Source organism: Aeribacillus sp. FSL K6-2833 (assembly GCF_037965815.1).
GTDB classification, from domain to species: Bacteria; Bacillota; Bacilli; order Bacillales; family Aeribacillaceae; genus Aeribacillus; species Aeribacillus composti.
The window spans coordinates 3,598,256-3,621,696 of sequence record NZ_CP150189.1; the positions used below are offsets into that span (position 1 = coordinate 3,598,256).

The 23,441-nt window shown below is 42.7% G+C and carries 19 protein-coding genes and 3 riboswitches; all 19 genes read right to left on the reverse strand.

What is annotated here, in order from left to right; translation table 11 throughout:
* Nucleotides 1-15: 15 nt before the first annotated feature.
* The 19 genes from NSQ94_RS17295 to NSQ94_RS17385 all read right to left on the reverse strand — a co-directional run bounded on the left by NSQ94_RS17295 (nt 16) and on the right by NSQ94_RS17385 (nt 23,438).
* Complete coding sequence (locus NSQ94_RS17295; RefSeq protein WP_063388817.1) at nt 16-321, reverse strand: YerC/YecD family TrpR-related protein; 306 nt, start codon at nt 319-321, stop codon at nt 16-18.
* A 3-nt stretch (nt 322-324) separates the two neighbouring features.
* Nucleotides 325-1,362: a DUF3048 domain-containing protein gene (locus tag NSQ94_RS17300; protein ID WP_066250766.1), complete on the reverse strand. Its 1,038-nt coding sequence runs from the start codon at nt 1,360-1,362 to the stop codon at nt 325-327.
* Between the two features lie 37 nt (nt 1,363-1,399).
* Nucleotides 1,400-3,139 (reverse strand): adenine deaminase C-terminal domain-containing protein, encoded by a 1,740-nt coding sequence (locus NSQ94_RS17305; RefSeq protein WP_339193455.1) that lies wholly within the window; start codon nt 3,137-3,139, stop codon nt 1,400-1,402.
* A gap of 372 nt (nt 3,140-3,511) precedes the next feature.
* Complete coding sequence (purD, locus tag NSQ94_RS17310; RefSeq protein ID WP_339195842.1) at nt 3,512-4,762, reverse strand: phosphoribosylamine--glycine ligase; 1,251 nt, start codon at nt 4,760-4,762, stop codon at nt 3,512-3,514.
* Nucleotides 4,763-4,780: 18 nt separating this feature from the next.
* Nucleotides 4,781-6,319 (reverse strand): bifunctional phosphoribosylaminoimidazolecarboxamide formyltransferase/IMP cyclohydrolase, encoded by a 1,539-nt coding sequence (gene purH, locus NSQ94_RS17315; RefSeq protein ID WP_339193456.1) that lies wholly within the window; start codon nt 6,317-6,319, stop codon nt 4,781-4,783.
* Nucleotides 6,316-6,897, reverse strand: coding sequence for a phosphoribosylglycinamide formyltransferase (gene purN, locus NSQ94_RS17320; protein WP_066252087.1), 582 nt, complete (start codon nt 6,895-6,897; stop codon nt 6,316-6,318). Before purN ends, purH begins: the two co-directional genes overlap by 4 nt.
* On the reverse strand, nt 6,894-7,934 hold the full coding sequence (gene purM, locus NSQ94_RS17325; RefSeq protein ID WP_311066580.1) for a phosphoribosylformylglycinamidine cyclo-ligase: 1,041 nt from the start codon (nt 7,932-7,934) through the stop codon (nt 6,894-6,896). The genes purN and purM overlap by 4 nt, the downstream gene beginning before the upstream one ends.
* Before the next feature lie 26 nt (nt 7,935-7,960).
* Nucleotides 7,961-9,370 carry an amidophosphoribosyltransferase gene (gene purF, locus NSQ94_RS17330; protein WP_063388823.1) on the reverse strand — a complete coding sequence of 470 codons (1,410 nt, stop codon included), beginning with the start codon at nt 9,368-9,370 and terminating at the stop codon, nt 7,961-7,963.
* Nucleotides 9,355-11,571, reverse strand: a complete 2,217-nt coding sequence (purL, locus tag NSQ94_RS17335) for a phosphoribosylformylglycinamidine synthase subunit PurL (protein ID WP_339193457.1) — start codon at nt 11,569-11,571, stop codon at nt 9,355-9,357. Before purL ends, purF begins: the two co-directional genes overlap by 16 nt.
* A complete protein-coding gene (gene purQ / locus NSQ94_RS17340) occupies nt 11,555-12,238 on the reverse strand; it encodes a phosphoribosylformylglycinamidine synthase subunit PurQ (protein WP_063388825.1) in 684 nt (227 codons plus the stop codon). The genes purL and purQ overlap by 17 nt, the downstream gene beginning before the upstream one ends.
* Entirely contained in the window at nt 12,235-12,489 is a 255-nt protein-coding gene (purS, locus tag NSQ94_RS17345; RefSeq protein WP_063388826.1) for a phosphoribosylformylglycinamidine synthase subunit PurS, read from the reverse strand. Before purS ends, purQ begins: the two co-directional genes overlap by 4 nt.
* On the reverse strand, nt 12,477-13,208 hold the full coding sequence (gene purC / locus NSQ94_RS17350) for a phosphoribosylaminoimidazolesuccinocarboxamide synthase (protein WP_339193458.1): 732 nt from the start codon (nt 13,206-13,208) through the stop codon (nt 12,477-12,479). Before purC ends, purS begins: the two co-directional genes overlap by 13 nt.
* Nucleotides 13,209-13,298: 90 nt before the next feature.
* Nucleotides 13,299-14,597 carry an adenylosuccinate lyase gene (gene purB / locus NSQ94_RS17355; protein ID WP_063388828.1) on the reverse strand — a complete coding sequence of 433 codons (1,299 nt, stop codon included), beginning with the start codon at nt 14,595-14,597 and terminating at the stop codon, nt 13,299-13,301.
* A gap of 47 nt (nt 14,598-14,644) precedes the next feature.
* Nucleotides 14,645-15,766: a 5-(carboxyamino)imidazole ribonucleotide synthase gene (purK, locus tag NSQ94_RS17360; protein WP_186439341.1), complete on the reverse strand. Its 1,122-nt coding sequence runs from the start codon at nt 15,764-15,766 to the stop codon at nt 14,645-14,647.
* Nucleotides 15,759-16,247, reverse strand: coding sequence for a 5-(carboxyamino)imidazole ribonucleotide mutase (gene purE, locus NSQ94_RS17365; RefSeq protein WP_066252098.1), 489 nt, complete (start codon nt 16,245-16,247; stop codon nt 15,759-15,761). Before purE ends, purK begins: the two co-directional genes overlap by 8 nt.
* A gap of 164 nt (nt 16,248-16,411) precedes the next feature.
* Nucleotides 16,412-16,513: riboswitch (purine riboswitch) on the reverse strand.
* 184 nt (nt 16,514-16,697) lie between these two features.
* A complete protein-coding gene (locus NSQ94_RS17370) occupies nt 16,698-18,023 on the reverse strand; it encodes an NCS2 family permease (RefSeq protein ID WP_063388831.1) in 1,326 nt (441 codons plus the stop codon).
* A gap of 137 nt (nt 18,024-18,160) precedes the next feature.
* A riboswitch (purine riboswitch) is annotated at nt 18,161-18,262 on the reverse strand.
* A 38-nt stretch (nt 18,263-18,300) separates the two neighbouring features.
* Entirely contained in the window at nt 18,301-19,821 is a 1,521-nt protein-coding gene (gene guaA / locus NSQ94_RS17375) for a glutamine-hydrolyzing GMP synthase (RefSeq protein ID WP_063388832.1), read from the reverse strand.
* 114 nt (nt 19,822-19,935) lie between these two features.
* Nucleotides 19,936-20,037, reverse strand: a riboswitch (purine riboswitch).
* Nucleotides 20,038-20,070: 33 nt separating this feature from the next.
* On the reverse strand, nt 20,071-22,236 hold the full coding sequence (locus tag NSQ94_RS17380) for a DUF4129 domain-containing transglutaminase family protein (protein WP_339193461.1): 2,166 nt from the start codon (nt 22,234-22,236) through the stop codon (nt 20,071-20,073).
* Nucleotides 22,236-23,438, reverse strand: coding sequence for a DUF58 domain-containing protein (locus NSQ94_RS17385; RefSeq protein ID WP_339230764.1), 1,203 nt, complete (start codon nt 23,436-23,438; stop codon nt 22,236-22,238). The genes NSQ94_RS17380 and NSQ94_RS17385 overlap by 1 nt, the downstream gene beginning before the upstream one ends.
* Between the last annotated feature and the right edge of the window lie 3 nt (nt 23,439-23,441).

Consider the following 23,441-nt stretch of genomic DNA (forward strand, 5'->3'; position numbering starts at 1 on the left):
CCCAGCAGCCCAAATTTATGACGAAGCGTTGTCATCTTTAATTCTTTCAAGCGCCATTGCATAAGCATCATTTCCGTAATTCAAGCACCGCTTTACCCGGGAGATTGTCGCTGTCGATGCACCTGTTTCTGTTTCAATTTTATGATACGTATAGCCTTCCTGAAGCATTCTTGCAACTTCAAACCGTTGGGCAAGCGATTGGATTTCATTGACGGTGCAAAGGTCATCAAAAAAACGGTAGCATTCCTCCAAATCTCTTAAAGAAAGGATAGCCCGGAACAATTGGTCTAACTCTCTCCCCCGCAGCTTGTCAATTTGCATGCATCATTCTCCTTTCTCAGCTGAATTTTGAAAAGCCTTATCCAAATCTGGCACGATATTGATCCAAGTATGGCCGGGAACTAATTTTACTTGTTCTTCATTTTCATAAGGAAGGATGCGTCCGTTCACATTTTTCCAATCGACCCTTTTCATCATACCTTTTTGCAAAAGAATTCCCTCGCCCCCAGAGTTTAAATCAATCGTTCTGCGACCGTAATCATCAAGAAAACGATGATCCGTTTGGACAATAAAAATGTTGTCTAAAAGAACAGGTTCTTCCGTTTCGCGATCGACTGTCAGTTCGTCCCCGGAATACCGCTTATACCGGCCTAGCTGCTGATCGAATACATATTTAATGCGCCATTCCGGTTTAGAACCATAGGAAACAACAGCTTCTAACATTTCTTCTCCAGAAATGCCGCTTATTTCTTCATCTGAAAGAAAAGGCAACGGGGCAACTTCCTTTGTCATTGAATACCCGTTTTCTTTTGCTCCTTTTACGACATTTTCAAAAGAAATATACGAGTTATGAGGAGCTTTCCGGGTTGAATCCCGCCAAAACAGCGTACCATCATAAAACAGACCGTTTAAATAGTCTAGATGCTCTGACTCCAGCATTTCTTTAGCAGTGGGACTCCAGCCGTGGCTGATATAAATTGCTTCATACCCTTTACTCAAATCGACAAAATATTCCCGCGCACTTCTGACTGGACCGATAATTTTTGGCTTCTCGCTTTGATAAATGGCTAAAAAGCGCGTGATCGTGCCTTCAGCTAAAGCCTCGTAAACAATATCCGCTTTATTTAATCCTGATTGAGGCCTCGCTTTCGGATGGTTGTTAATCGTGACAGCAATTGGGCGGCTGTCAATGCTTCCGGTCGCAGCATTTCCTGTCAAAGGGCTTACGGCTGTTTCTTTTTCAACTGGCTGATTTTCAGATGATGACGGTTCGTCATTTGTTTTCTCTTTTTCTTTTTCATTTGTGCAAGCTGTTATAAAGACAAAGAAAAGCATCGTAAATAAAATCAATGTTCTTTTCATTCATTCACAACCTTAACTAATTTATCCCTTTTATATTTTAACGTATTATTGTCGGAAAGAGTATTGTTTTTTTCATAACATCATAAATTCCTTCCTGTGTAACCCGGATATATGGTAAATGTGTGCAGGATAAAAAGAGCAGGCTGTGAATCGGGTCTAAAAATTTATAGCCCTTTTCTCGCATAATTTGGACTAAACCATTTTCCTCCTTAATGAGATCTTTAAATTTTTTCGATGACGCAGCGCCGTTAATGTTAAGAGGCATTTCATAAATCACTTGGCCATTTTCCGTTATTACTATTCCCCCGCCGATTTCTTTCAATCTGGAAAATGCATGCATCATATCTTGTTTGTTTTTCCCTATCAACACCACATCTCCAGTCGTTGAATAAGTGCTTGCAAAGCCTTTTATCCCCTTTACGAAGCCTTTTAACATTGTATTGATCCGCCATTTCCCTTTTTTATCGATGACAGCGAGGAAGCTTTCGTCATGATCTAGCGGAAGTTCATCAACGAAGTTGTCAATAGTGATGGAATACGGCTCAATAATAACCGTGTTTCTCATTTTTAATCCCATCGGCATAGAAAATTGAAGATCATCCATTGTCAAATCCCAATCAATTTCAAGCGGTGCAACTTCATATTTGTTCCAGTCTGCTTGAGGGAAATGATCAAACACCTGACCGTCCTTATGAATCCATTTCCCTTTCGCCAAAACAGCCACTGGGTTCGGGTTATTTTTCGCTTCCAGAAAATTTATGGAGGCTAACCTGCCAGGACCGATTACTCCCAATTTTGAATCAAGCATATAATATCTAGCAACATTGTACGTTGCCATTTTATAAGCCTCAAACTCTGGAATTCCGGCCTCCAGCGCTATTTGAATGGTCTGATTAATCATTCCATTTTCATAAAAAGCAGGCGTTGAACCATCCGTTGTAAAAAACATTTCGTCAAAACGATTAACTCCAAATGCAAGCAGCTCTTCCAACAATTTCGGCAAATCCGGCCGTATTGAAGAATAGCGGAGCGGCACGCTGTATCCGCATAACAATCGATTGTATACTTCTTCTCCGCTAATAGATTCGTGATCGGAATCGACACCAAATAATTTCATTTTTGTCAATGTTTTTCGAGAAGCCCCTGGAAAATGGCCTTCTACACGCTTCCCGACCTTTTTTGTCTCATGAATCCAGTGTAAAAACAAGTCGTCCCCTAAAAGAAGCTTTGGCCAGCCTGTCAATTCTCCTCCTTGAATAACGGCTGGATGCTCGATCCATTGTTTCACGACATCTGGCGGAATGAGTTGATCTTCTTCTCTGCATTCCGTTTGCAAGTCATAGCGGGCCCACCAAAAAAACTGAACTGGAGAAGATTGCATATCTTCAACAAAAGAAAACGCTTTCTTTTTTGGGAATTGTAATAGCAAAAATAGGTTATCGCATATTAGTGTTGTAGTTCCCGTTTGCGATACATGTTGTGCAAGCGAATGAGGATTATATAATTGAAACGGATGGGCGTGCGGTTCAATATAGCCAGGAACTAAATAAAGTCCTTTGCAATCAAATATTTCCGTATTTGCTGTTTTTTCCGGCTCCTCATTGCCGACATAAATAATGCGGTCTTTATAAATCCAAATATTTGACTTCACCCACTGGTTTAAATATGGATGTAAAAATACTGCATTTTTCAACCACAAGGTTGGTGCTAATCTATTTGAAACGACATCTATATGTTCACGAATTTCATGGGCTTTCCAAAAAGCACCAGATCGCATGATCTGCTCAGTCCTCCTCAATTAAAAGTAATTACTCAAAATAGTGACTCTGTTACTTTATATATTAACATATGAAAAATATTAAAGCACTAAAGTTTCTTACAAAATTTTGAACTTGGGATAACGGTGCAGAGGCTTTCTTGATTGATCGTTTCCTAATAGAAGAAACGCTGGTTTATTTTTAATAATGAGCGGTCAAAATAGGAAGTTGTTTAAGAAGAAGCTATGTCAAAAATGCCGATTACATTCCTTTATAAAATGAAAAGGACAGGAACAACCTCCTGTCCCATTGGAAAGGTTTATAAAATATGTGGTAGATATGTCTTTTATTTATTAGTATTCATCGGTTCGGAATATTGAAAGCCAAATTCGTTATAGTGCGCGATAGCCGATGTCTTTACGATAAAACAAACCTTCCGTCTCAAGCTCTTTTAATTGCTTGTACACTTTTTCTTGCGCATTTTTTAAATTATCTCCAAATGACGCCACAAGGTATACACGACCCCCGTCTGTTACAAATTGGCCGCCTTCCTCTTTTGTTCCGGCATGGAATAAAAGGGCATCCGCACCAACCTTTAACAAACCGATCGGTGTTCCTTTCTTATAGCTGCCCGGATAGCCTTCCGCCGCCACAACGACTCCCAACACCGCTTGATCTGTCCATTCAAGTTCAACCGATTCTCCTTTTAACACTTTCAACATCACATCGATAAGGTCTGATTTTAGCCGAGGAAGAACTACCTGTGTTTCTGGATCTCCAAAACGCGCATTGAATTCAATCACCTTCGGGCCGTCTTTTGTCAGCATGAGACCGGCATAAAGAATACCGGTAAATGCCGCTCCTTCATTTTTCAAAGCTTTCGCTACCGGCTTTAAAATTTTCTCTACAGACTCATGAACAACATCATCAGAAATTTGCGGGACAGGAGAATAAGCCCCCATTCCACCTGTATTCGGTCCTTTGTCTCCGTCAAAGGCCCGCTTATGATCCTGCGCAATCACCATCGGGTAAATGTTTTCTCCGTTTACAAAAGCCATAAGGGAAAACTCTTCACCTGTCAAAAATTCTTCAATTACAACAGATTTTCCTGCTTCTCCCAGCTTATTTTCCTTTAAATAGCCGGACAGCGTGTCAATTGCTTCTTCATTTGTCGTCGCAACAACGACACCTTTTCCCGCCGCAAGCCCATCCGCTTTAATCACAATCGGGGCGCCTTTTTCTTCTACATATTGCTTCGCTTTGGCAAAATCAGAGAACGTTTCATAATTGGCAGTCGGAATGTTATATTTTTTCATTAAATTTTTTGCAAATGATTTGCTTCCTTCAATAATTGCCGCTTCTTTCCTCGGTCCGAATACAGTTAATCCAGCGTCTTCAAATTCGTTGACAATACCGTTCATTAAAGGAATTTCAGGACCGACAATGGTTAAATCAATGTTGTTTGTTTTGGCAAATTGGATTAATTCGTCTGTTTGTTCTTCTGAAATCGGAACTCTTATTGCAACGTCTTTCATACCATCATTGCCAGGCGCGACATACACTTTTTCAACGAGAGGGCTTTTGGCCGCCTTCCAAGCGATCGCATGCTCACGGCCCCCTTTTCCAATAACAAGTACTTTCATCATCAGTCATCCCCTTTCTTAATGTTTGAAATGACGGACTCCAGTAAAGACCATTGCAATTCCGTATTCATCCGCTTTTTTTATCGAATCTTCATCGCGAATGGATCCGCCTGGTTGTATGATTGCTGTAACCCCTGCTTTCGCTGCTTCTTCAACGGTGTCAGGCATTGGGAAGAACGCATCTGATGCAAGTGCACTGCCTTTCGCTTTCTCGCCAGCCTGTGCAATCGCAATTTTTGCAGCACCAACCCGGTTCATTTGGCCTGCACCAACACCAACGGTCATTTCATCTTTTGCCAAAACAATCGCATTTGACTTGACGTGCTTCACGACTTTCCAGCCAAGCTTTAAGTCCTTCCATTCTTGTTCAGTCGGCTGTCTTTTTGTTGGGATTGAAATGTTCGCGTCATCGAGCGTATAAATATCTTGATCTTGAACAAGAAGGCCGCCGTAAACAGATGTCAGCTGCTTCTCCGGTTGGAATTTTTTCGAAAAGTCGATCGTTAACAATCGAATATTTTTCTTTTTCGTTAATATTTCAAGAGCTTCTTGGCTAAACGAAGGGGCAATGATAATTTCCAAAAAAATTTCGCTCATTTTTTCAGCCGTTTTCTGATCAACTTCACGATTCAGTGCAACAATGCCGCCGAAAATTGAAGTCGGGTCCGCCTCATATGCCCGATAATAAGCTTCAAAAATGGTTTCACCTGCGCCGACGCCGCACGGATTCATATGCTTAACAGCGACCGCTGCCGGTCCATCAAATTCTTTGACAATGCTAAGTGCCGCATCCGCATCTTTAATGTTGTTATACGACAATTCCTTTCCATGGAGCTGGATGGCTTCGGCAATAGATGATGGAGGCGTGATCGGCTTTTTATAGAACGTTGCCTGTTGGTGAGGATTTTCCCCATAACGAAGGGATTGCTTCCTTTCAAATGTCACAGTAATCGATTCAGGCTCTTCTTCCCCTGCCTGCTCTGTTAAATATTCCGCAATCAGTGCATCGTATGCAGCAGTATGACGGAATACTTTGGCAGCCAACTTCCGTTTTGTTTCTATGCTTACTTCTCCGTTCTCTTTCAGTTCGGCTAAAATGACGGGATAATCTTCAGGATCAACGACAACCACTACATCTTGGTGATTTTTTGCAGCAGCCCGAAGCATCGTCGGCCCGCCGATGTCAATGTTCTCGATCGCTTCCTCAAAAGTCACGCCATCTTTGGCAATTGTCTCTTTAAACGGATATAAATTCACAACGACTAAGTCAATCGGTTGAATACCGTTTTCCTCCATCTGCTTCATATGGATATCATTGCTGCGAACCGCTAGCAGCCCCCCGTGAATAACAGGATGCAGCGTTTTAACTCTTCCGTCCATAATTTCCGGAAAACCGGTTACTTCCTGAATTCCAATGACATCTATTCCATTTTCCTCAAGAAGCTTTTTCGTTCCGCCAGTGGAGATTACTTCGATCCCAAGATTGACAAGCTCTTGCACAAACGGAATGATGTTTGCTTTATTAGATACACTGACAATTGCCCGTCTGATTGTCATGCTTTCACCTCTAATTTTTCTAAAATTTTTCCTATTGTTTCAGGATAAAATGAATGCTCGATTTTATGGATTTTCTCTGCAAGTGTATTAGCATCATCATCTTCGCTGATTTCAACCGCACGCTGAGCGATGATCGGGCCTGTATCCATTCCTTCATCAACATAATGGATGGTGACACCCGTAATTTTTACGCCGGCACGGAGCGCTTGTTCAATTGCATGTTTTCCCGGAAATGCAGGAAGCAAGGAAGGATGTATATTCACAATTCTCCCCGCAAAAGCGTCAAGAAGAGTGTGGCCGATTAAACGCATGTAGCCGGCCAGCACGATAAAGTCCACTTGATAGTGCCTCAATTGCTGTAAAATATCTTCTTCAAACTGTTCCTTCGACTCATATTGCTTCGGATCAAAAACAAAAGCAGGAATCTGCTCCTTTTCTGCCCGCTCCACTACTTTAGCACCGGGTTTATCACAGACTAAAAGCATCACATTTGCTTTTAGCTTCCCGCTCTTTACATGGTCTACAATCGCTTGGAAATTAGAGCCGCTCCCGGATGCAAACACCGCGATCCGCTTCATGAAAAAGGCCCTCCTTTCAGCCGAATTCCGCTTCCTTCTTTTACCCGGCCGATGAGAAAAGCCTTTTCTCCCAGCTTTTCAAGCTCATTGAGGCACTGCTGAACAACATCTTCTTCGACCGCCAGAACAAAGCCGATTCCCATATTGAACACTTCAAACATTTCAGACAAATCGATATTTCCTTGCTGTTGAATAAAGGTAAAAATCGGATGAATCGGCCATGAACCGAAATCGATTTCTGCTCCAAGCCCTTCCGGAAGCATTCTCGGGATGTTTTCAATAAACCCTCCTCCGGTAATATGGGCCATGCCGTCAACTTTATATGCTTTCACAAGCGGCAGGACGGAAGAAACATAAATTTTTGTCGGCTTTAGCAATTCTTCTCCGAGCGTTTCGGTTAGAGGCTCGTATATTTCATGTAAATCAAGCTTATTTTCTTCCAAAAGCACTTTGCGAACGAGTGAATAACCGTTTGAATGGATGCCGTTTGATGAAAGGCCGATGAGAAAGTGCCCAGGCTTGATCCGTTCGCCTGTGACAATGTTTTCTTTCTCGACAACACCGACAGCAAAGCCGGCAATGTCGTATTCATCTTCATCATATACGCCGGGCATTTCCGCTGTTTCACCACCGATGAGCGCACAACCCGCCTGCAGGCAGCCATCGGCAACACCTTTAACAATTTTTTCAATTTTTTCAGGGTCTGCTTTCCCGAGCCCCAAATAGTCCAGGAAAAAAAGCGGCTCCGCACCTTGTGCCAAAATGTCGTTTACACACATAGCCACAGCGTCTATTCCAATCGTATCGTGTTTATTCGCCATAAAGGCAAGCTTCAGCTTCGTTCCCACTCCGTCTGTTCCGGAAACAAGCACCGGCTCCTTATATCCTAAGCTTGCCAGATCAAACATTCCGCCAAAACTGCCGATCCCTCCTAAAACACCGGGACGCTTCGTTTTTTCCACATGCTTTTTCATGCGGCGAACTGCTTCATAGCCCGCATGAATGTCCACACCTGCTTCTCTATACGCTTTGGACATGAATTATCCTCCTTCGGTCTGTCATATTAGCCTTTCTCATGAGGAAGAATCGTATCTTCATAAATGTCTGTCGGATATTTTCCTGTAAAACATGCCATACATTGCCCGCGAAATTCACCTTCATATTTCCTTCCGATCGCATCCAGCATCCCTTCTGTGCTTAAGAAAGCAAGACTATCGGCGCCAATGATGCTGCGAATTTCTTCTACAGTATGAGAGGAAGCGATCAGCTCCTCATGAGTGGAGGTGTCAATACCGTAATAGCAAGGGTTGGCAATCGGCGGTGAACTGATGCGGACATGCACTTCCGTTGCCCCTGCTTCCCGCAGCATCTTGACAATACGCTTCGATGTCGTTCCTCTTACGATTGAGTCATCCACCATGACAACCCGTTTGCCTTCCACTACCCCGCGGACAGGGGAAAGCTTCATTTTCACTCCTTGCTCCCGCAATGATTGGGACGGCTGAATAAACGTACGGCCGACATATCGGTTTTTAATTAAACCGAGCTCGTACGGTATACCGGATGCCTCGGCATAGCCGATCGCCGCAGATATGCTGGAATCCGGAACTCCAGTCACTACGTCCGCCTCTACAGGCGCTTCTATCGCAAGCCGTTTGCCGAGATTTTTTCTTGCAGTATGAACATTTATTCCTTCCACATTGCTGTCAGGGCGTGAAAAATAAACGTATTCCATCGTACAAATCGCACGGTTAATCGTTTTGGAAAAACGTTCGCTTTTCAGTCCTTCACCATTGATGATGATAAGCTCGCCAGGCTCAACGTCCCTTTCTAGCTGAGCTCCAACAGCATCAAAAGCGCAGGTTTCCGAAGCGACAACATATGCATCACCTAGACGTCCGATAGATAAAGGACGGAGTCCGTTCGGATCAAGGGCAATCATCAGCTCTGTTTCCGTCATGATTAAAAAGGCGTATGCCCCTTTAATCATCGTAAGCGCGTTTTTCACTTTATCTTTTAGCTCTAAATAGCCGCTTCTTTTAATTAAATGAGCAAGAACTTCTGTATCTGACGTTGTTTGAAAGATGCTTCCTTGATTTTCAAGCTGATGCTTCAATCCGGAAGCATTCACTAAATTTCCGTTGTGAGCTAATGCGAGACCGCCTTGCTCCGATCGAAAAAGGAACGGCTGGACGTTTTCATAACCGCCTCCTCCAGCCGTCGCATAGCGAACATGGCCAATAGCTCCTGTTCCTTTTAAATTGTCTACCCCATTGGCAAACACTTCTGTGACAAGTCCTTCCCCTTTAAACCCTGTCAGTTTTTCGCCGTCTGTTACGACAATCCCTGCCCCCTCTTGTCCGCGATGCTGAAGGCTGTGCAGACCGTAATAAGTGATTTGAGCAGCGTCCTTATGACCCCATATGCCGAATACACCGCATTCTTCATTTAGCCCCTTTATTTCAGCAAGCATGGGATAGCTCCTTTCCAAGCTTGTTCTAACTCTTCCACTGATGCTTGAATCAATGTTTCTCCATTGCCGTTGACAATTTTAAGAATTCCGCTGTTTGTGACCGTTCCGATAGCTTCAGCTTGAACAATCTTTTCAAACGCCTCTTTGTTTTCCGGTTTTACGGAAACGACGATGCGGGACTGGGATTCGCTGAACAGCCCTGCCAATGCATCACCGTTGATCGTTATTTCCGCCCCAAGGCCCGTTCCGATTAAGCATTCACTTAGCGCAACGGCCAGGCCTCCTTCGGCAACGTCATGAGCCGACTGGACAAGCCCTTCGCGAATGGCAGCTAACAGCTGATCTAAACGTTGCTTCTCTTCTTCCAGGTCAATTTCCGGCGCTTTGCCAAAGATCTTGCCTTCAAGCATTTTTTGCAATTCACTTCCGGAAAATTCCGGTTTTGTCTCACCGAGCAAATAAACGATGCTGCCCGTCTCTTTAAATGATTGCGTTGTAATATGATCTGTATCTTCAATAAGTCCGACCATCCCGACAACCGGAGTTGGATAAATAGCTGTTCCGTTCGTTTCATTGTACAAGGAAACATTTCCGCCAATGACAGGTGTATTTAAAGCTAAGCACGCTTCGCTCATGCCGTCCACCGCTTTTTCAAGCTGCCAAAAAATCTCCGGTTTTTCCGGACTGCCGAAGTTTAAACAGTCTGTAATAGCGAGCGGCACCGCTCCTGAACATACGATGTTTCTTGCTGCTTCACTAACTGCAATTTTTCCGCCGACTTCTGGATCTAAATATAAATAGCGTGAGTTGCAATCGGTTGTCATCGCCAAAGCTTTTTTCGTCCCTCTGATTCTTAGGACAGCCGCATCAGAACCGGGCGCCACGACAGTGTTCGTCCGCACCATATAATCGTATTGGTCATATACCCACTCCTTGCTGGCTATCGTTGGCTGTTTCAGCAATGCAAGAAGCGTTTCTTTGTAATCGTCAACTTTTGGAACATAGGGCGGCATGCTTTGAAACTGGCGATAATATTCTGGTTCTTTAGACGGTTTATAGTAAACAGGCGCATCTTCCGCAAGCGCATCAACAGGAATTTCCGCAACGATTTCTCCTTTATGAATAAGGCGCAGCATCTTGTCATCTGTAACTTTACCAATCGGTGCAGCCTCCAGATCATATTTTTTAAACAGATCAATGATTTCCTGCTCCCGCCCTTTTTTAATTACGAGAAGCATTCTTTCTTGCGATTCGGATAACATCATCTCATAAGGAGTCATTCCTGCTTCCCGCTGAGGAACAAGATCCAAGTTCATTTCAATTCCTGAGCCCGCCTTGCTCGCCATTTCTGCCGATGAGCTTGTAAGCCCCGCTGCTCCCATATCTTGAATGCCGACAAGTGCATCAGATTTGATTACTTCAAGGCAAGCTTCCAAAAGCAGTTTTTCCATGAAAGGATCTCCAACTTGAACAGCCGGACGCTTTTCTTCGGAAGCTTCCGACAATTCTTCGGAAGCAAATGTAGCACCGTGAATGCCGTCTCTTCCGGTTTTGGCTCCGACGTACATCACTGTATTGCCGACACCAGTTGCTTGCCCTTTTTTGATATCTTCATGGTTTATGAGTCCGACACACATCGCATTGACCAGCGGATTTCCTTCATAGGAAGCGTCAAACTGCACTTCTCCTCCAACGGTTGGAATTCCGATACAGTTACCGTATCCGGCAATGCCAGCGACAACTTCTTCAAACAAATATTTGACACGCGGGCTTGTAAGTTCCCCAAAGCGAAGAGAGTTAAGGAGAGCGATTGGTCTGGCTCCCATCGAGAAAACATCGCGAATAATGCCTCCGACTCCTGTTGCTGCACCTTGATACGGTTCGATTGCAGAAGGGTGGTTATGGCTTTCTATTTTAAAGACGACGGCTTGATTGTCGCCGATATCAACAATCCCTGCTCCTTCACCAGGTCCTTGCAGCACACGTTCTCCTTTTGTTGGAAACTTTTTTAATACAGGTTTTGAATTTTTGTAGCTGCAATGCTCTGACCACATAACAGAAAAAATTCCAATTTCCGTGTAATTCGGCAATCGTCCTAATATTTTTTCAATGAGGGCAAACTCCTCATCACTAACTCCCATTTGCTTATAAATTTTGTCGTTTTTTATCATTTCTGGACTTGGTTCAAGAATTTGTGACATGAGCTTCCCTCCAACTTCTTACAATCGATTGAAACAATTTCAACCCGTCTGTATTTCCTAAAAGTTCGCTGACTGCCCGTTCCGGATGCGGCATCATTCCAAGGACATTGCCGCGTTTATTTACGATGCCTGCAATGTTATTTAAGCTTCCGTTCGGATTATCTTGATACGTAAAAACAATTTGCTTGTTTGCGATTAACTCTTCAAGAGTTTTTTCATCACAATAATAATTTCCTTCCCCATGTGCGATCGGAATGGTGATAATCTCGCCCTTATCATATTTGTTCGAAAACATCGTTTCGTTGTTTTCCACCTTTAATTTCACAGGGCGGCAAATAAATTTCAGCTTCTCGTTCCGTCTCATGGCACCCGGAAGAAGACCAGCCTCAAGCAAAATCTGAAACCCATTGCAAACGCCAAGCACAGGCTTCCCTTCATCTGCAGCTTTCACAACTTCCTTCATAACATTGGCAAAACGGGCAATGGCTCCGCTGCGTAAATAATCGCCGTATGAGAAGCCGCCAGGAAGGAGAATGCCATCGAAGCCACTTAAATCTTGAGCGTCATGCCAAACGTATTCGACTTCCTCTCCCAGTTCGTCTTTAATGGCATGGTACATGTCAACGTCACAATTGGAACCCGGAAAAACGATCACGGCAAATTTCACTTGACGGCTACCTCCTCTATTTCATAACGGTAGTCTTCAATCACAGGATTTGCTAAAAGCTTTTTACACATTTCGTCTACAATCTCTTCGACATTTCGATCCGTTTTTCCGATTGCTAGCTCCATGTACTTCCCAATCCGAACATCTTCCACTTCATTGAAATTCATTGAATGTAAAGCATTTTTCACCGCATTTCCTTGAGGATCAAGCACACTTTCACGCAATGTAACATATACTTTTACTCTGTACATGGAACTGTACCTCCTAAACGTTTTAAAATCTCTTTATAAGCATCCGTCAAATTGCCGATATCCCGGCGGAACACATCTTTATCAAGCTTTTCATTTGTATGTTTGTCCCAAAGTCGGCACGTATCAGGGGAAATTTCATCTGCAACAACAAGCGTTCCGTCGTTTAGCAAGCCAAATTCAAGCTTAAAATCTACTAGTCTCACGTTTCTTTCATGAAAATGCTTCAATAAAATATCGTTTACTTTGAAAGCTAATGTTTTTATTTCATCCAGCTGCTCTTTATCCGCAAGCTCTAGTAGTTCAATATGGAAACTGTTAATTAAAGGGTCTCCCAGGTCATCATTTTTATAGTAGAACTCAATGATCGGCTTTTTAATCTCAGTTCCTTCGGCAATGCCCAATCTTTTGGATAAGCTTCCTGACACAATATTTCGTACAACTACTTCAATCGGAATGATTGTCACCCGTTTGACAAGCTGTTCATTTGACGAAATTTTTTGAACAAAGTGGGTCGGAATGCCGTGTTCATTTAACTTTTCAAACAGCAAACTTGAAATTTCATTGTTTAGCTGTCCTTTGCCTACAATCTCAGCTTTTTTCTCCCCATTAAACGCGGTAGCGGAATCTTTATAATAAACAAGAAAAATGTTGGGATCGTCTGTTTCATAAATTTTTTTCGCTTTTCCTTCGTACAGCAATGAGCCCTTTTGAACGGTCATGATCATGCCTCCTAATGCGGAATATTGGCCTTCCATTTTATGTCAAGGGGCAGGGCAGTTTTTGCGATTTGCCGCGCCCCATTTGGACATCTACTGTTCTAACCCGCAGCGTTTAAAAATGTAATCCACATTTTTCAAATGGTAATTGTAATCGAAGCAGTCATCGATTTCTTCTTTCGAAAGCTTTGTTGTAATTTGTTTTTCCGCTTCGATCAGCTCTCTAAACGGAACTTGGCGCTCCCACGCTTCCATCGCTTTCGGCTGAACTAAATCGTATGCTTCTTCACGTGTCATACCTTTATTGATCAGCGCAAGCAAAACCCGCTGTGAGTAAATCAATCCCAGCGTTTTCTCCATATTGCGCTTCATATTTTCAGGGAAGACCGTCAAGTTTTTCACAATATTGCCAAATCGATTTAACATGTAGTTCAACGCGATCGTAGCATCTGGCAAAATGATGCGCTCTGCCGAAGAATGAGAGATGTCGCGCTCATGCCACAATGGAACATTTTCGTAAGCCGTCAGCATCATTCCGCGAATGACCCTTGCCATTCCTGTCATGTTTTCCGATCCGATCGGATTGCGCTTATGCGGCATCGCAGATGAACCTTTCTGTCCTTTGGCAAAAAACTCCTCCACCTCGCGAGTTTCGCTCTTTTGCAAGCCGCGAATCTCAACTGCAAACTTTTCAATCGATGTAGCAATTAAAGCAAGCGTAGCCATGTACTCGGCATGTCGATCACGCTGCAATGTTTGCGTCGAAATCGGCGCCGGCTTTAAACCGAGTTTTTCACACACATACTGCTCCACGAACGGATCAATGTTGGCATAAGTGCCGACTGCTCCGGAAATTTTGCCGACTTCAATCTCTTCTCTTGCGCGTTTAAACCGCTCTAGATTTCGCTTCATTTCTTCATACCATAGCGCCAATTTCAAACCAAACGTTGTCGGTTCTGCATGCACCCCGTGCGTACGCCCCATCATGACGGTGTATTTATGCTCCAACGCTTTATCTCTTAAAATAGCGATGAAATTTTCCAAGTCTTTTTGTAAAATTTCGTTCGCTTGCTTTAGCAAATAAGATAAAGCGGTATCCACGACATCAGTGGAGGTCAATCCGTAATGCACCCATTTTCGTTCGTCGCCAAGCGTTTCTGATACAGCACGGGTAAACGCCACTACGTCGTGCCTTGTTTCCTCTTCAATTTGCTTAATTCGGTTCACATCAAATGAAGCACGTTCACGCAGTTTTTTTACATCTTCCTTCGGGATCACACCAAGCTCCGCCCACGCTTCACATGCTAAAATCTCCACTTCAAGCCAAGCTTTAAAGCGGTTTTCTTCCGTCCAAATCGCGCCCATTTCAGGACGTGTGTATCGTTCAATCATTCCTGCAACCTCCTATTGATCTCTCCGTCTTGTTTATGAATAGCTTGTCAAACATTCCAAATTTGAGTCGATTCGATATATGTCAATAGTTCCTCAATTTCATCACTGAAGAACGTAATATGTCCCATTTTTCTGTTGATTTTTGCCTCCGCTTTTCCATATAAAAATAATTTCCCTTTTTTCAGCAGCTCTTCGTTTTTCAACACAGGCTCTAGATGCTGGCCCAGTATATTCACCATAATTCCTTGATGAATGAGCTTCGTGTTTCCGAGAGGCAATCCGCAAATCGCGCGAATATGCTGTTCAAACTGCGATGTTTCACATAAATTTAATGAATAATGACCTGAATTATGAGGCCGGGGGGCGAGCTCATTTATATAAATTTCATCGTTTGCCACAAACATTTCAACTGCCAGCGTTCCAATCAGCCCAAGCTTCGCCGCCAATGTTTTTGCTGTTTCCTCCGCCTGTTCCTTCAACGAATCAGAAATTCTTGCAGGTACAATGCTTTCGTGCAAAATATTGTTAACATGAATGTTTTCGGCAACAGGCAATGTGCTGACTTCACCTGTCACGCTTCTAGTGACAATAACCGAAATTTCTTTGTCGAACGCGATCCATTTTTCCAATACACAGCGTCCGTTCTTCAACAAAGCTTTTGCTTCTTCTATATCTTCTTCTTGCTTTAGTACAAATTGGCCTTTCCCATCATATCCTCCGCGGCATGTCTTTAAAACACTCGGGATGCCTATGTTGGATACGGCTTGATAAAAATCATCTTCTGATTCAACGACTTCATACGGCGCAACTTTCACACCAGCGTTCGCCACAGCTTCCTTTTCCGTCTGGCGATCTTGTGTAATGGCGAGCAGTCTGCTTCCTTGAGGCAAGTAGGCGTTTTGCTCAAGCCAAGTTAACGCCTCGTAATCAATATTTTCAAATTCATACGTTATACAATCGCTCACCTTCGCAAGCTCTTTGATTGCATCCAAATCATCGTAACGGGCTGTGATTTCCATGTCGCTCACTTGGCCGCATGGAGAATTCGGTGTTGGATCAAGCACCGCCACACGATATCCCATATTTTTGGCAGCGATAGCCATAAATTTGCCTAGTTGACCGCCTCCAATGATTCCAATTGTACTTTGAGGCAAAAGTTTTTTATACAAGCTGATCACTGCTTTCCATGACGTTTTTTCTTATATATTCTCGCCGTTGTTCAAGCTTTTGCTGAACATCAGCATCATTGATTGACAAAATTTGCGCCGCTAACAGACCAGCGTTCACCGCGCCCGCTTTTCCTATCGCCACTGTTGCAACAGGCACGCCGCCGGGCATTTGCACGATCGAGAGCAGCGAATCCAGTCCGTTTAACGCGTTTGTTTTAACCGGAACTCCGATGACAGGGAGAGTTGTTTTCGCTGCAACCATTCCCGGCAAGTGTGCTGCTCCGCCTGCGCCTGCAATGATCACTTGAATTCCGCGATCCCTGGCAGTGCTTGCATATTGAAACATCCAATCAGGTGTGCGATGGGCAGAAACAACCTTTTTTTCATAAGGAATATTCAGCTCATCTAATATTTCACAGGCATGCTTCATCGTTTCCCAATCTGAAGTGCTTCCCATTATCACTCCAACGACAGGATTCATGGCGATGCTCCCCTCTTTATTTTTAATTATAGGTTGCCATCTTCGTTAAAAATCTTGACAATAATTGAAAGGCATAAAAAAAGCCCGCTTCTGCATTTTCCCTATCAATAAGGGAAAGTAACACAAACCGGGCATAAGCAATATGTATGCTCAGTTGAAAAATCTTGCCGATTACTTTCCCTCATAGTCCAACAATTTACGGTTGTTGGGTAGAAACTTTTGGGCCATATTCCCAAGATTATATGAGGTTTTAGTTTTCATATGCTGTTTTCGACTCCATCTTAACAATGAAAAATCATTATGTCAACGATAAAATCGAACATTATTTTTCTTTAAACATCGAATGTTCGGATTTTGATGAACCTTGATCATGATCTGTGCCGTTTTGCTGCCTTTTGAAACAAAAGAAAAGGATCAGACAGCATTTCAGTCTGATCCTTCGACTTCTTATTAATTGACAAGAAAGATGAAATAAAGCAGAAATACAATAGATAAACCATACAAAATCGGATGAATCTCTTTTCCTCTTCCTTTCAGAAGCATCGTGATCGGGTAGAAAATAAAGCCGATAGCAATACCGGTTGCGATGCTGTACGTTAATGGCATTGTAATCAAGATTAAAAACGCCGGAACAGCAATTTCAAACTGATCCCATTTTATATGCCCTAAAGATGATACCATTAAAACTCCGACAATAATGAGCGCTGGAGCCGTAACAGAAGATGTAATAACGCTCAATAGCGGCGAGAAAAATAAAGCTAATAGGAAACATCCTGCTGTTATAATGGAAGCAAAACCTGTCCGCGCGCCTGCCGCAACCCCTGCTGATGATTCTACATAAGAAGTGGTTGAAGATGTTCCTAAAATCGCTCCGACAACTGTTCCCATTGAATCAGATACTAAAGCTCTGCCGATTCGCGGAAGTTTATTGTTTTTCAATAACCCTGCTTGATTGGCAACCGCAACCAGCGTTCCTGCCGTATCAAAAAAGTCAACAAACATAAACGTTAAGATTACGACAAGCATTTGTAAAGAAAAAATATCTCCTAAATGTCCTAAAGCTACTCCAAACGTCGGAGCCAAGCTCGGAATTTCCCCAATAATTTTATCCGGTTTTGGTACAAGGCCAAAAATCATTCCGACAACGGCCGTAATCACCATGCCGTAAAACACGCCGCCTTTCACTTGCCGAACCATTAAAATAATCGTAATAGTTAATCCAAAAATAGATAGAAGAGTATTTCCATTCCGCAAGTCTCCCAAGCCGACAAGAACAGCGTCATCATTAACAATTATGCCTGCATTTTGAAAACCGATAAATGTGATAAACAATCCGATTCCCGCACCGACTGCATGCTTCAGCTCCGGCGGAATGGAATCAATAATTTTTTCCCGCAATCCGCTAAGCGTCAGCAAGACAAGAAAGAGACCTGAAACAAGAACACCTGAAAGGGCTGTTTGCCAAGGGATGCCGTACGTCAAAACGACAGTAAAAGCAAAGAACGCGTTCAATCCCATACCGGGAGCAAGAGCTACCGGATACCGTGCCACAATACCCATGATGAGTGTCCCGATGGCTGCAGCCAACGCGGTCGCAGTGAAGACAGCTCCTTGATCCATTCTCAATTCATTGGGAAAATCAGCAACAGAGCTTAATGAAAGCGTTGCTGGATTGACAAACAAAATATAGGCCATTGAAAGAAATGTTGTAATTCCGCCAATAATTTCCCTGCGGTAATTAGTGCCAAGTTCATCAAATTGAAAATATTTTTTCATTATAAAGTCCTCCTACAATTGGCTGTATAAAAAACTTTAAGCAAAAAAATAAGCGCTCCATTCCAAGGATGCGCTTGACCATGAGGTTGCTGAAAGCCCAATGTGAGAAAGGAAAAGGATCCTCTCCTCCTTCAGCCATCGAACCGTCAACACCTCGTAGTCAAGCTATTTACGGTAGCTTGGTAGAAACTTTCGGGCCATATTCCCGAAATTATACGAGAATGTTTATATTTATTATATAAAAATGATAATTCCGATTTATACAAGTTGGTCAGATTTATTCCCATTCAATTGTTGCCGGCGGCTTGCTTGTAATATCGTAGACAACTCGGTTCACGTGCGGTACTTCATTGACAATCCGCGTAGAGATCACTTCCAGCACTTCCCACGGAATACGAGCCCAATCTGAAGTCATGCCGTCAATTGAAGTGACAGCACGGATTCCAATTGTATGATCGTACGTGCGGGCATCGCCCATCACACCTACGCTGCGGATGTTAGGCAAAACGGTGAAATATTGCCAAATGTCCCGCTCTAATCCGGCTTTTTTAATTTCCTCTCGTAAAATAGCATCGGATTCCCGAACAATCTCTAGCTTTTCTTCCGTTACTTCTCCTAAAACCCGAATGGCTAATCCTGGTCCCGGGAACGGCTGGCGCCAAACGATTTCATCTGGAATACCAAGCTCTGTTCCAAGTGCGCGAACTTCGTCTTTAAAGAGTGTATTCAATGGTTCAATCAGTTGAAATTTCATATCCTCCGGAAGTCCGCCGACATTGTGATGCGATTTGATCGTTTGCGCCGTCTGCGTACCGCTTTCGATAATGTCTGTATAAAGTGTTCCTTGAGCAAGAAACTCAATGCCCTCCAATTTTGCCGCTTCATCATCAAAAACATAGATAAACTCGTTGCCGATGATTTTTCTTTTCTTTTCCGGGTCAGTAACACCCTTCAATTTTTCTAAAAAGCGGTCTTTTGCATCTACTTTAATGACATTCATGTTAAACCCTTCGCTAAACGTCTTCATGACGCTTTCCGCTTCCCCTTTGCGAAGGAGTCCGTGGTCAACAAAAATGCACGTTAATTGATTGCCGATCGCTTTATGGATTAAAACGGCTACAACAGATGAGTCCACCCCGCCGCTTAGCGCGCACAGCACTTTCTTATTTCCGACAGTTTTGCGGATGTTCTCTATTTGCATTTCAATAAAGTTTTCCATCGTCCACGAATTTGTGCACCCGCAAATGCGGAAAACGAAATTTTTCAATAGGTCGTTTCCAAATTCTGTATGGCGCACTTCGGGATGAAATTGAACCCCGTACATGTTCCGCTCATCATTGCTGATTGCGGCAAATGGACATGATGGGCTAGTGGCGTCTACTTTAAAGCCGTTCGGAATATCGGCCACAAGATCCCCGTGACTCATCCAAACGATTTGATCATCAGGCAAGCCTTCAAACAACGGCGATTTTTCCTTTACTTGTAAAGCTGCTTTCCCATATTCCCGGTGCTTCGCCTTTTCCACTTTTCCCCCGAGCAAATAGGTCATTAATTGCATGCCATAGCAAATTCCGAGCACTGGAACCCCGAGTTCAAAAATCCGCTCGTCGCAGCGAAAAGACTTTTCGTCATATACGCTGTTTGGACCCCCTGACAAAATAATTCCTTTCGGATTCATTTTTTTGATATCTTCTATCGACAGCGTATGCGGATGAAGCTCGCTGTAAACACCAAATTCGCGAATTCTGCGCGTAATTAATTGATTGTATTGGCTGCCGAAATCTAACACTAAGATCATGTCTTGGATGTTCTCCAACGTGTTCACCTCATTATTTTGATGGATCAATATATTGTTTCACATCTGACTTCAAAAAAAAGAATTCTACCGAAAAAAAGGCAGAATTCTAGTACATCTACTAACTTCTGCCTTCATAGTCGGGTTATTTACGGTAACCCGGTAGAGACTCTCGAACCATATTATCGAGGATATACGAAGGAGCTTCCCGCTATGAATTTTTTCTTATCATACCAAGTGATCAAGACCCGGTCAAGAAGTTGTTTTTTTGATTAAATCTTCCCATAATTCTTTCGATTGCTCCCATTCCTTGCTTGGATCATCGCCCCGATACAGCGCCCGCTCATAAATGTAAGTTAATTGCGACATACTATTTGTTCCAAACATTTGATCAATCTGTTTTGCATATTCTCTTAACGTTTGCCCGTTTTCCCGTTTGTAGCCACATCTTTCCAGAGATTTAAGCAAAAGCCTGTATGCTTTCAAAAAATCTTTTTCATCATGATTCCATTTATAGAAGCTAGTCATCCAACTGGTCATCCATTTATTTCTCGTTTTGAAAAGTATTAACACACATGCCGCTATAAACAAGATGAAACCGATGGAGACAATAACAGCTGGTGATAGCGAAAAAGGGAATTCCTTTGGCTGCTTAGCATCATCCGTATCGATTTGTTCTTGACTTTCTTCCTCAAGCGGCTGACTTTGTTCCTGTTCGGCAGCGGATGAATCTTGTTGATTTTCATTTGATTGATGTGCAAATTCCTGCGGATTGGAAAAACCGATCGTCGGTTCAAAAGGGACCCAGCCAATTCCAGAAAAATAAACCTCTACCCACGAATGGGCATTGTTGCTAGTTACTTCATACACTTCCAATCCTTCGCTTGTCGTTTCCACAAACTGCCCTGGGGTATATCCCTTTACCCAGCGCGCCGGAATTCCGACAGACCGAAGAAGAACAACCATAGATGTTGAAAAATTGTCGCAATATCCTTTCTTCGTTTCAAATAAAAACTGATCGACATAATCTTCATCCAATTCCGGGACAGCCACATCATTCGTTTCATATACAAACGGTTCTTTCAAAAAATACTGTTCAACCGCCTTGGCTTTATCATAAAAGTTGTTTTTATCTTTTGTAATCTCCACAGCGAGATTTTTCACGCGTTCCGGAAGGCTTGCGGGAAGCTGCGTATATCGTTCAACCAATTCTTTTGGAGCACCTTCATTCGAGTGAACAGCCTGCAATTTTTCAATTTCAAACAAGGGATAAGAATATTTCAAAGAATAACTGGAAAGCCGTTCCCCCGATTCATTAAACATTGGGAATATATTCTCCGTAACATGATCGATGCGGTATTGATCAGCATCACTTGAAATTTCCTGCAATCCAAGCGGATAAATAATATGCTGATATGGATATTCGCGCTCAATTTCTACAGTCGAAACAAGCTGTTCCGTTTGAACCTGACTACTCGCCAAGTTTAAATACGGACCGATAAATCCATTTGCAATGGAAAATTGTCTGTCGCTTGTAATCCAGCCTTTTCCTGTATAAACATCTTTTGTTTCAACTCGCCAATAATGCTGTCTTTCTACATACGCCCGAAAAGCAGGTGCATCGTTTGGAATGAACGGACCGCCCAATTGCTCATCATTAGTACCATAACCGATTTTTTTGACAACCGAATTTGACAAATGCTCCCCTTCTCCGTCCTGTTTATACTTCGAAAAATACGGTAAAGGGTCTGGCCATTGGGGGGCCGCTTTCGGAGCGAGCCACCCGATCGCAGCGGAAACAACAATCATTGCCAAAAGCGGCACAATCCATTTCCAATACAAAATAGACCTAAACGGAATTTTCTCCGTAAAAATCATCCTTTCAAAATACAGAAGACCTAAAAGGAAAAATCCAACCACCGCTAACCGTATAATCGCATAAGTTGCATCATATGGCGAAAACGTATCTAATACTGCCACATACGTAATAGTTAAAATTAAAAATAATAAAATTCTTTTTCTCTGAATAATCCAATAGTTTAATAAATAGACAAGCAGCCACAATAATACAAAGAAAAGAAACGTCCGGAATGGAGGAGTCATTCCGCCGAAATACCTTTCGGTGATCAAGTTTAAGTTATAGCGAAGATCATGAATAAATTCTAATATCCATCCTATTTCAAAAACAGAGCCGTTGTAAAACAGCTGATGAATAAAAAAGAAAATATAACATAATTTAACTGGATACGAGATATACCATTTTAGCTGCATAAAAGTAAAAAAGAGAGAAATTCCGATAAATATAACGAAAATAACGGTATAGATAGAATCAGTCGAATATTCAAGCGGCCGCAGCCATTCCCACAGCAAAATAAACGATAGCAAATATAAACAAAAGTTAACGATTTGCTGTTTCATTATCGGCTTCCCACCCTTTGCGCTGCATCTCGGAACATGCCGGCGTCAACAGTGCGGACAGTTATCGAATGCCGCCGCAATTTATCTATTAGTTCTTGATCTCTTCTCGGCTTTTCAACCGCTTTTGTCACATGCCAAATGGTGACATGACGCGGCTTCGGAAACGCTAGAAGCTTGTCAATCAAGGAAGGGTGTAAATGACTTGTCATAATCATGATAGATGAATGCTGTCCCCATTTGTTCAATTCCTCTAAAAGCTGGTTGATAAACTCGTCCTCACCGTCGCAATCCGCCACTGCCAAATGATACAGGATATGCTTCCAATGATGCTCATGATTTGATATAGGAAAAACTTTCTTCGTTTTCCCAACCGAAACTACCCCGAGCTTGGAACCGTTTTTGAGCACTGCTTTAGAGAACGAAGCTGTAAATGAGATAAGCTCTTCAAATGACGATGACTTTGTTCGATCGATGAAACAAACAATTTGTTGGCTATTCAGCTGCTCAAATTCCTTTGTCATGATCGAATGGCGTCTCGCTGTCGCCTTCCAGTCTATCCAAGATAATTTGTCTCCTGGTTCATATTCCCTTACCCCAGCAACAATCGAAACATCTTTTATATATCGTGTTCTTGCAAAACCTGCATCCTTTTCAAGTGAAAGTTGTTGGGGACGGTACTGAAACTCAAAAAATGGCGGATAGACCACCATGTGATTTTTTGCCGAATAAATGCCTTCTCTTTCAATGATTCCAAACAAATCTCCTGTTTTAAATCGCACTGTTTCAAAATGATGGGATCCCCTCGGAAGATTAGATAACGAATATTGGAATGAAAAACGTTTTTTCCACCAAGGAAACAATACAATCTTCGCTGATCCCGAATTTTTCAGCTTTTCAGGAAGGACATCCTCAACGATTCCAAAGAAAAAAGGGAAGGGAAACGGCTGTTCAATTTCGATAGTACAAACAAGCGGTTCGCCTGCTTGAAATTCCGTTTTATTTAATTTGCGCCGAACTCGCAGCTTCTTCAGCGGATAAAGAGCCAACGCAACAGAATAAACAACAAACGGCAGCAATGAATACAATAAAAACCAGCTGACAAATCCTCCTTGAAACATGGCATATGCAAAAGAAGCCGCCACGAGCAATATTAAAAAAGCAAGGTTCCACGCCAGCCGTGTGCCTTTTAGCAAGCCTTTCATTGA

What these genes read in the sequence shown, in the direction of transcription:
- NSQ94_RS17295 (WP_063388817.1), bottom strand. Translation starts at nt 321, where the DNA reads ATGCAAATTGACAAGCTGCGGGGGAGAGAGTTAGACCAATTGTTCCGG.
- NSQ94_RS17300 (WP_066250766.1), bottom strand. Translation starts at nt 1,362, where the DNA reads ATGAAAAGAACATTGATTTTATTTACGATGCTTTTCTTTGTCTTTATA.
- NSQ94_RS17305 (WP_339193455.1), bottom strand. Translation starts at nt 3,139, where the DNA reads ATGCGATCTGGTGCTTTTTGGAAAGCCCATGAAATTCGTGAACATATA.
- purD (WP_339195842.1), bottom strand. Translation starts at nt 4,762, where the DNA reads ATGAAAGTACTTGTTATTGGAAAAGGGGGCCGTGAGCATGCGATCGCT.
- purH (WP_339193456.1), bottom strand. Translation starts at nt 6,319, where the DNA reads ATGACAATCAGACGGGCAATTGTCAGTGTATCTAATAAAGCAAACATC.
- purN (WP_066252087.1), bottom strand. Translation starts at nt 6,897, where the DNA reads ATGAAGCGGATCGCGGTGTTTGCATCCGGGAGCGGCTCTAATTTCCAA.
- purM (WP_311066580.1), bottom strand. Translation starts at nt 7,934, where the DNA reads ATGTCCAAAGCGTATAGAGAAGCAGGTGTGGACATTCATGCGGGCTAT.
- purF (WP_063388823.1), bottom strand. Translation starts at nt 9,370, where the DNA reads ATGCTTGCTGAAATAAAGGGGCTAAATGAAGAATGCGGTGTATTCGGC.
- purL (WP_339193457.1), bottom strand. Translation starts at nt 11,571, where the DNA reads ATGTCACAAATTCTTGAACCAAGTCCAGAAATGATAAAAAACGACAAA.
- purS (WP_063388826.1), bottom strand. Translation starts at nt 12,489, where the DNA reads ATGTACAGAGTAAAAGTATATGTTACATTGCGTGAAAGTGTGCTTGAT.
- purC (WP_339193458.1), bottom strand. Translation starts at nt 13,208, where the DNA reads ATGACCGTTCAAAAGGGCTCATTGCTGTACGAAGGAAAAGCGAAAAAA.
- purB (WP_063388828.1), bottom strand. Translation starts at nt 14,597, where the DNA reads ATGATTGAACGATACACACGTCCTGAAATGGGCGCGATTTGGACGGAA.
- purE (WP_066252098.1), bottom strand. Translation starts at nt 16,247, where the DNA reads ATGAATCCTGTCGTTGGAGTGATAATGGGAAGCACTTCAGATTGGGAA.
- NSQ94_RS17370 (WP_063388831.1), bottom strand. Translation starts at nt 18,023, where the DNA reads ATGAAAAAATATTTTCAATTTGATGAACTTGGCACTAATTACCGCAGG.
- guaA (WP_063388832.1), bottom strand. Translation starts at nt 19,821, where the DNA reads ATGATCTTAGTGTTAGATTTCGGCAGCCAATACAATCAATTAATTACG.
- NSQ94_RS17380 (WP_339193461.1), bottom strand. Translation starts at nt 22,236, where the DNA reads ATGAAACAGCAAATCGTTAACTTTTGTTTATATTTGCTATCGTTTATT.
- NSQ94_RS17385 (WP_339230764.1), bottom strand. Translation starts at nt 23,438, where the DNA reads ATGAAAGGCTTGCTAAAAGGCACACGGCTGGCGTGGAACCTTGCTTTT.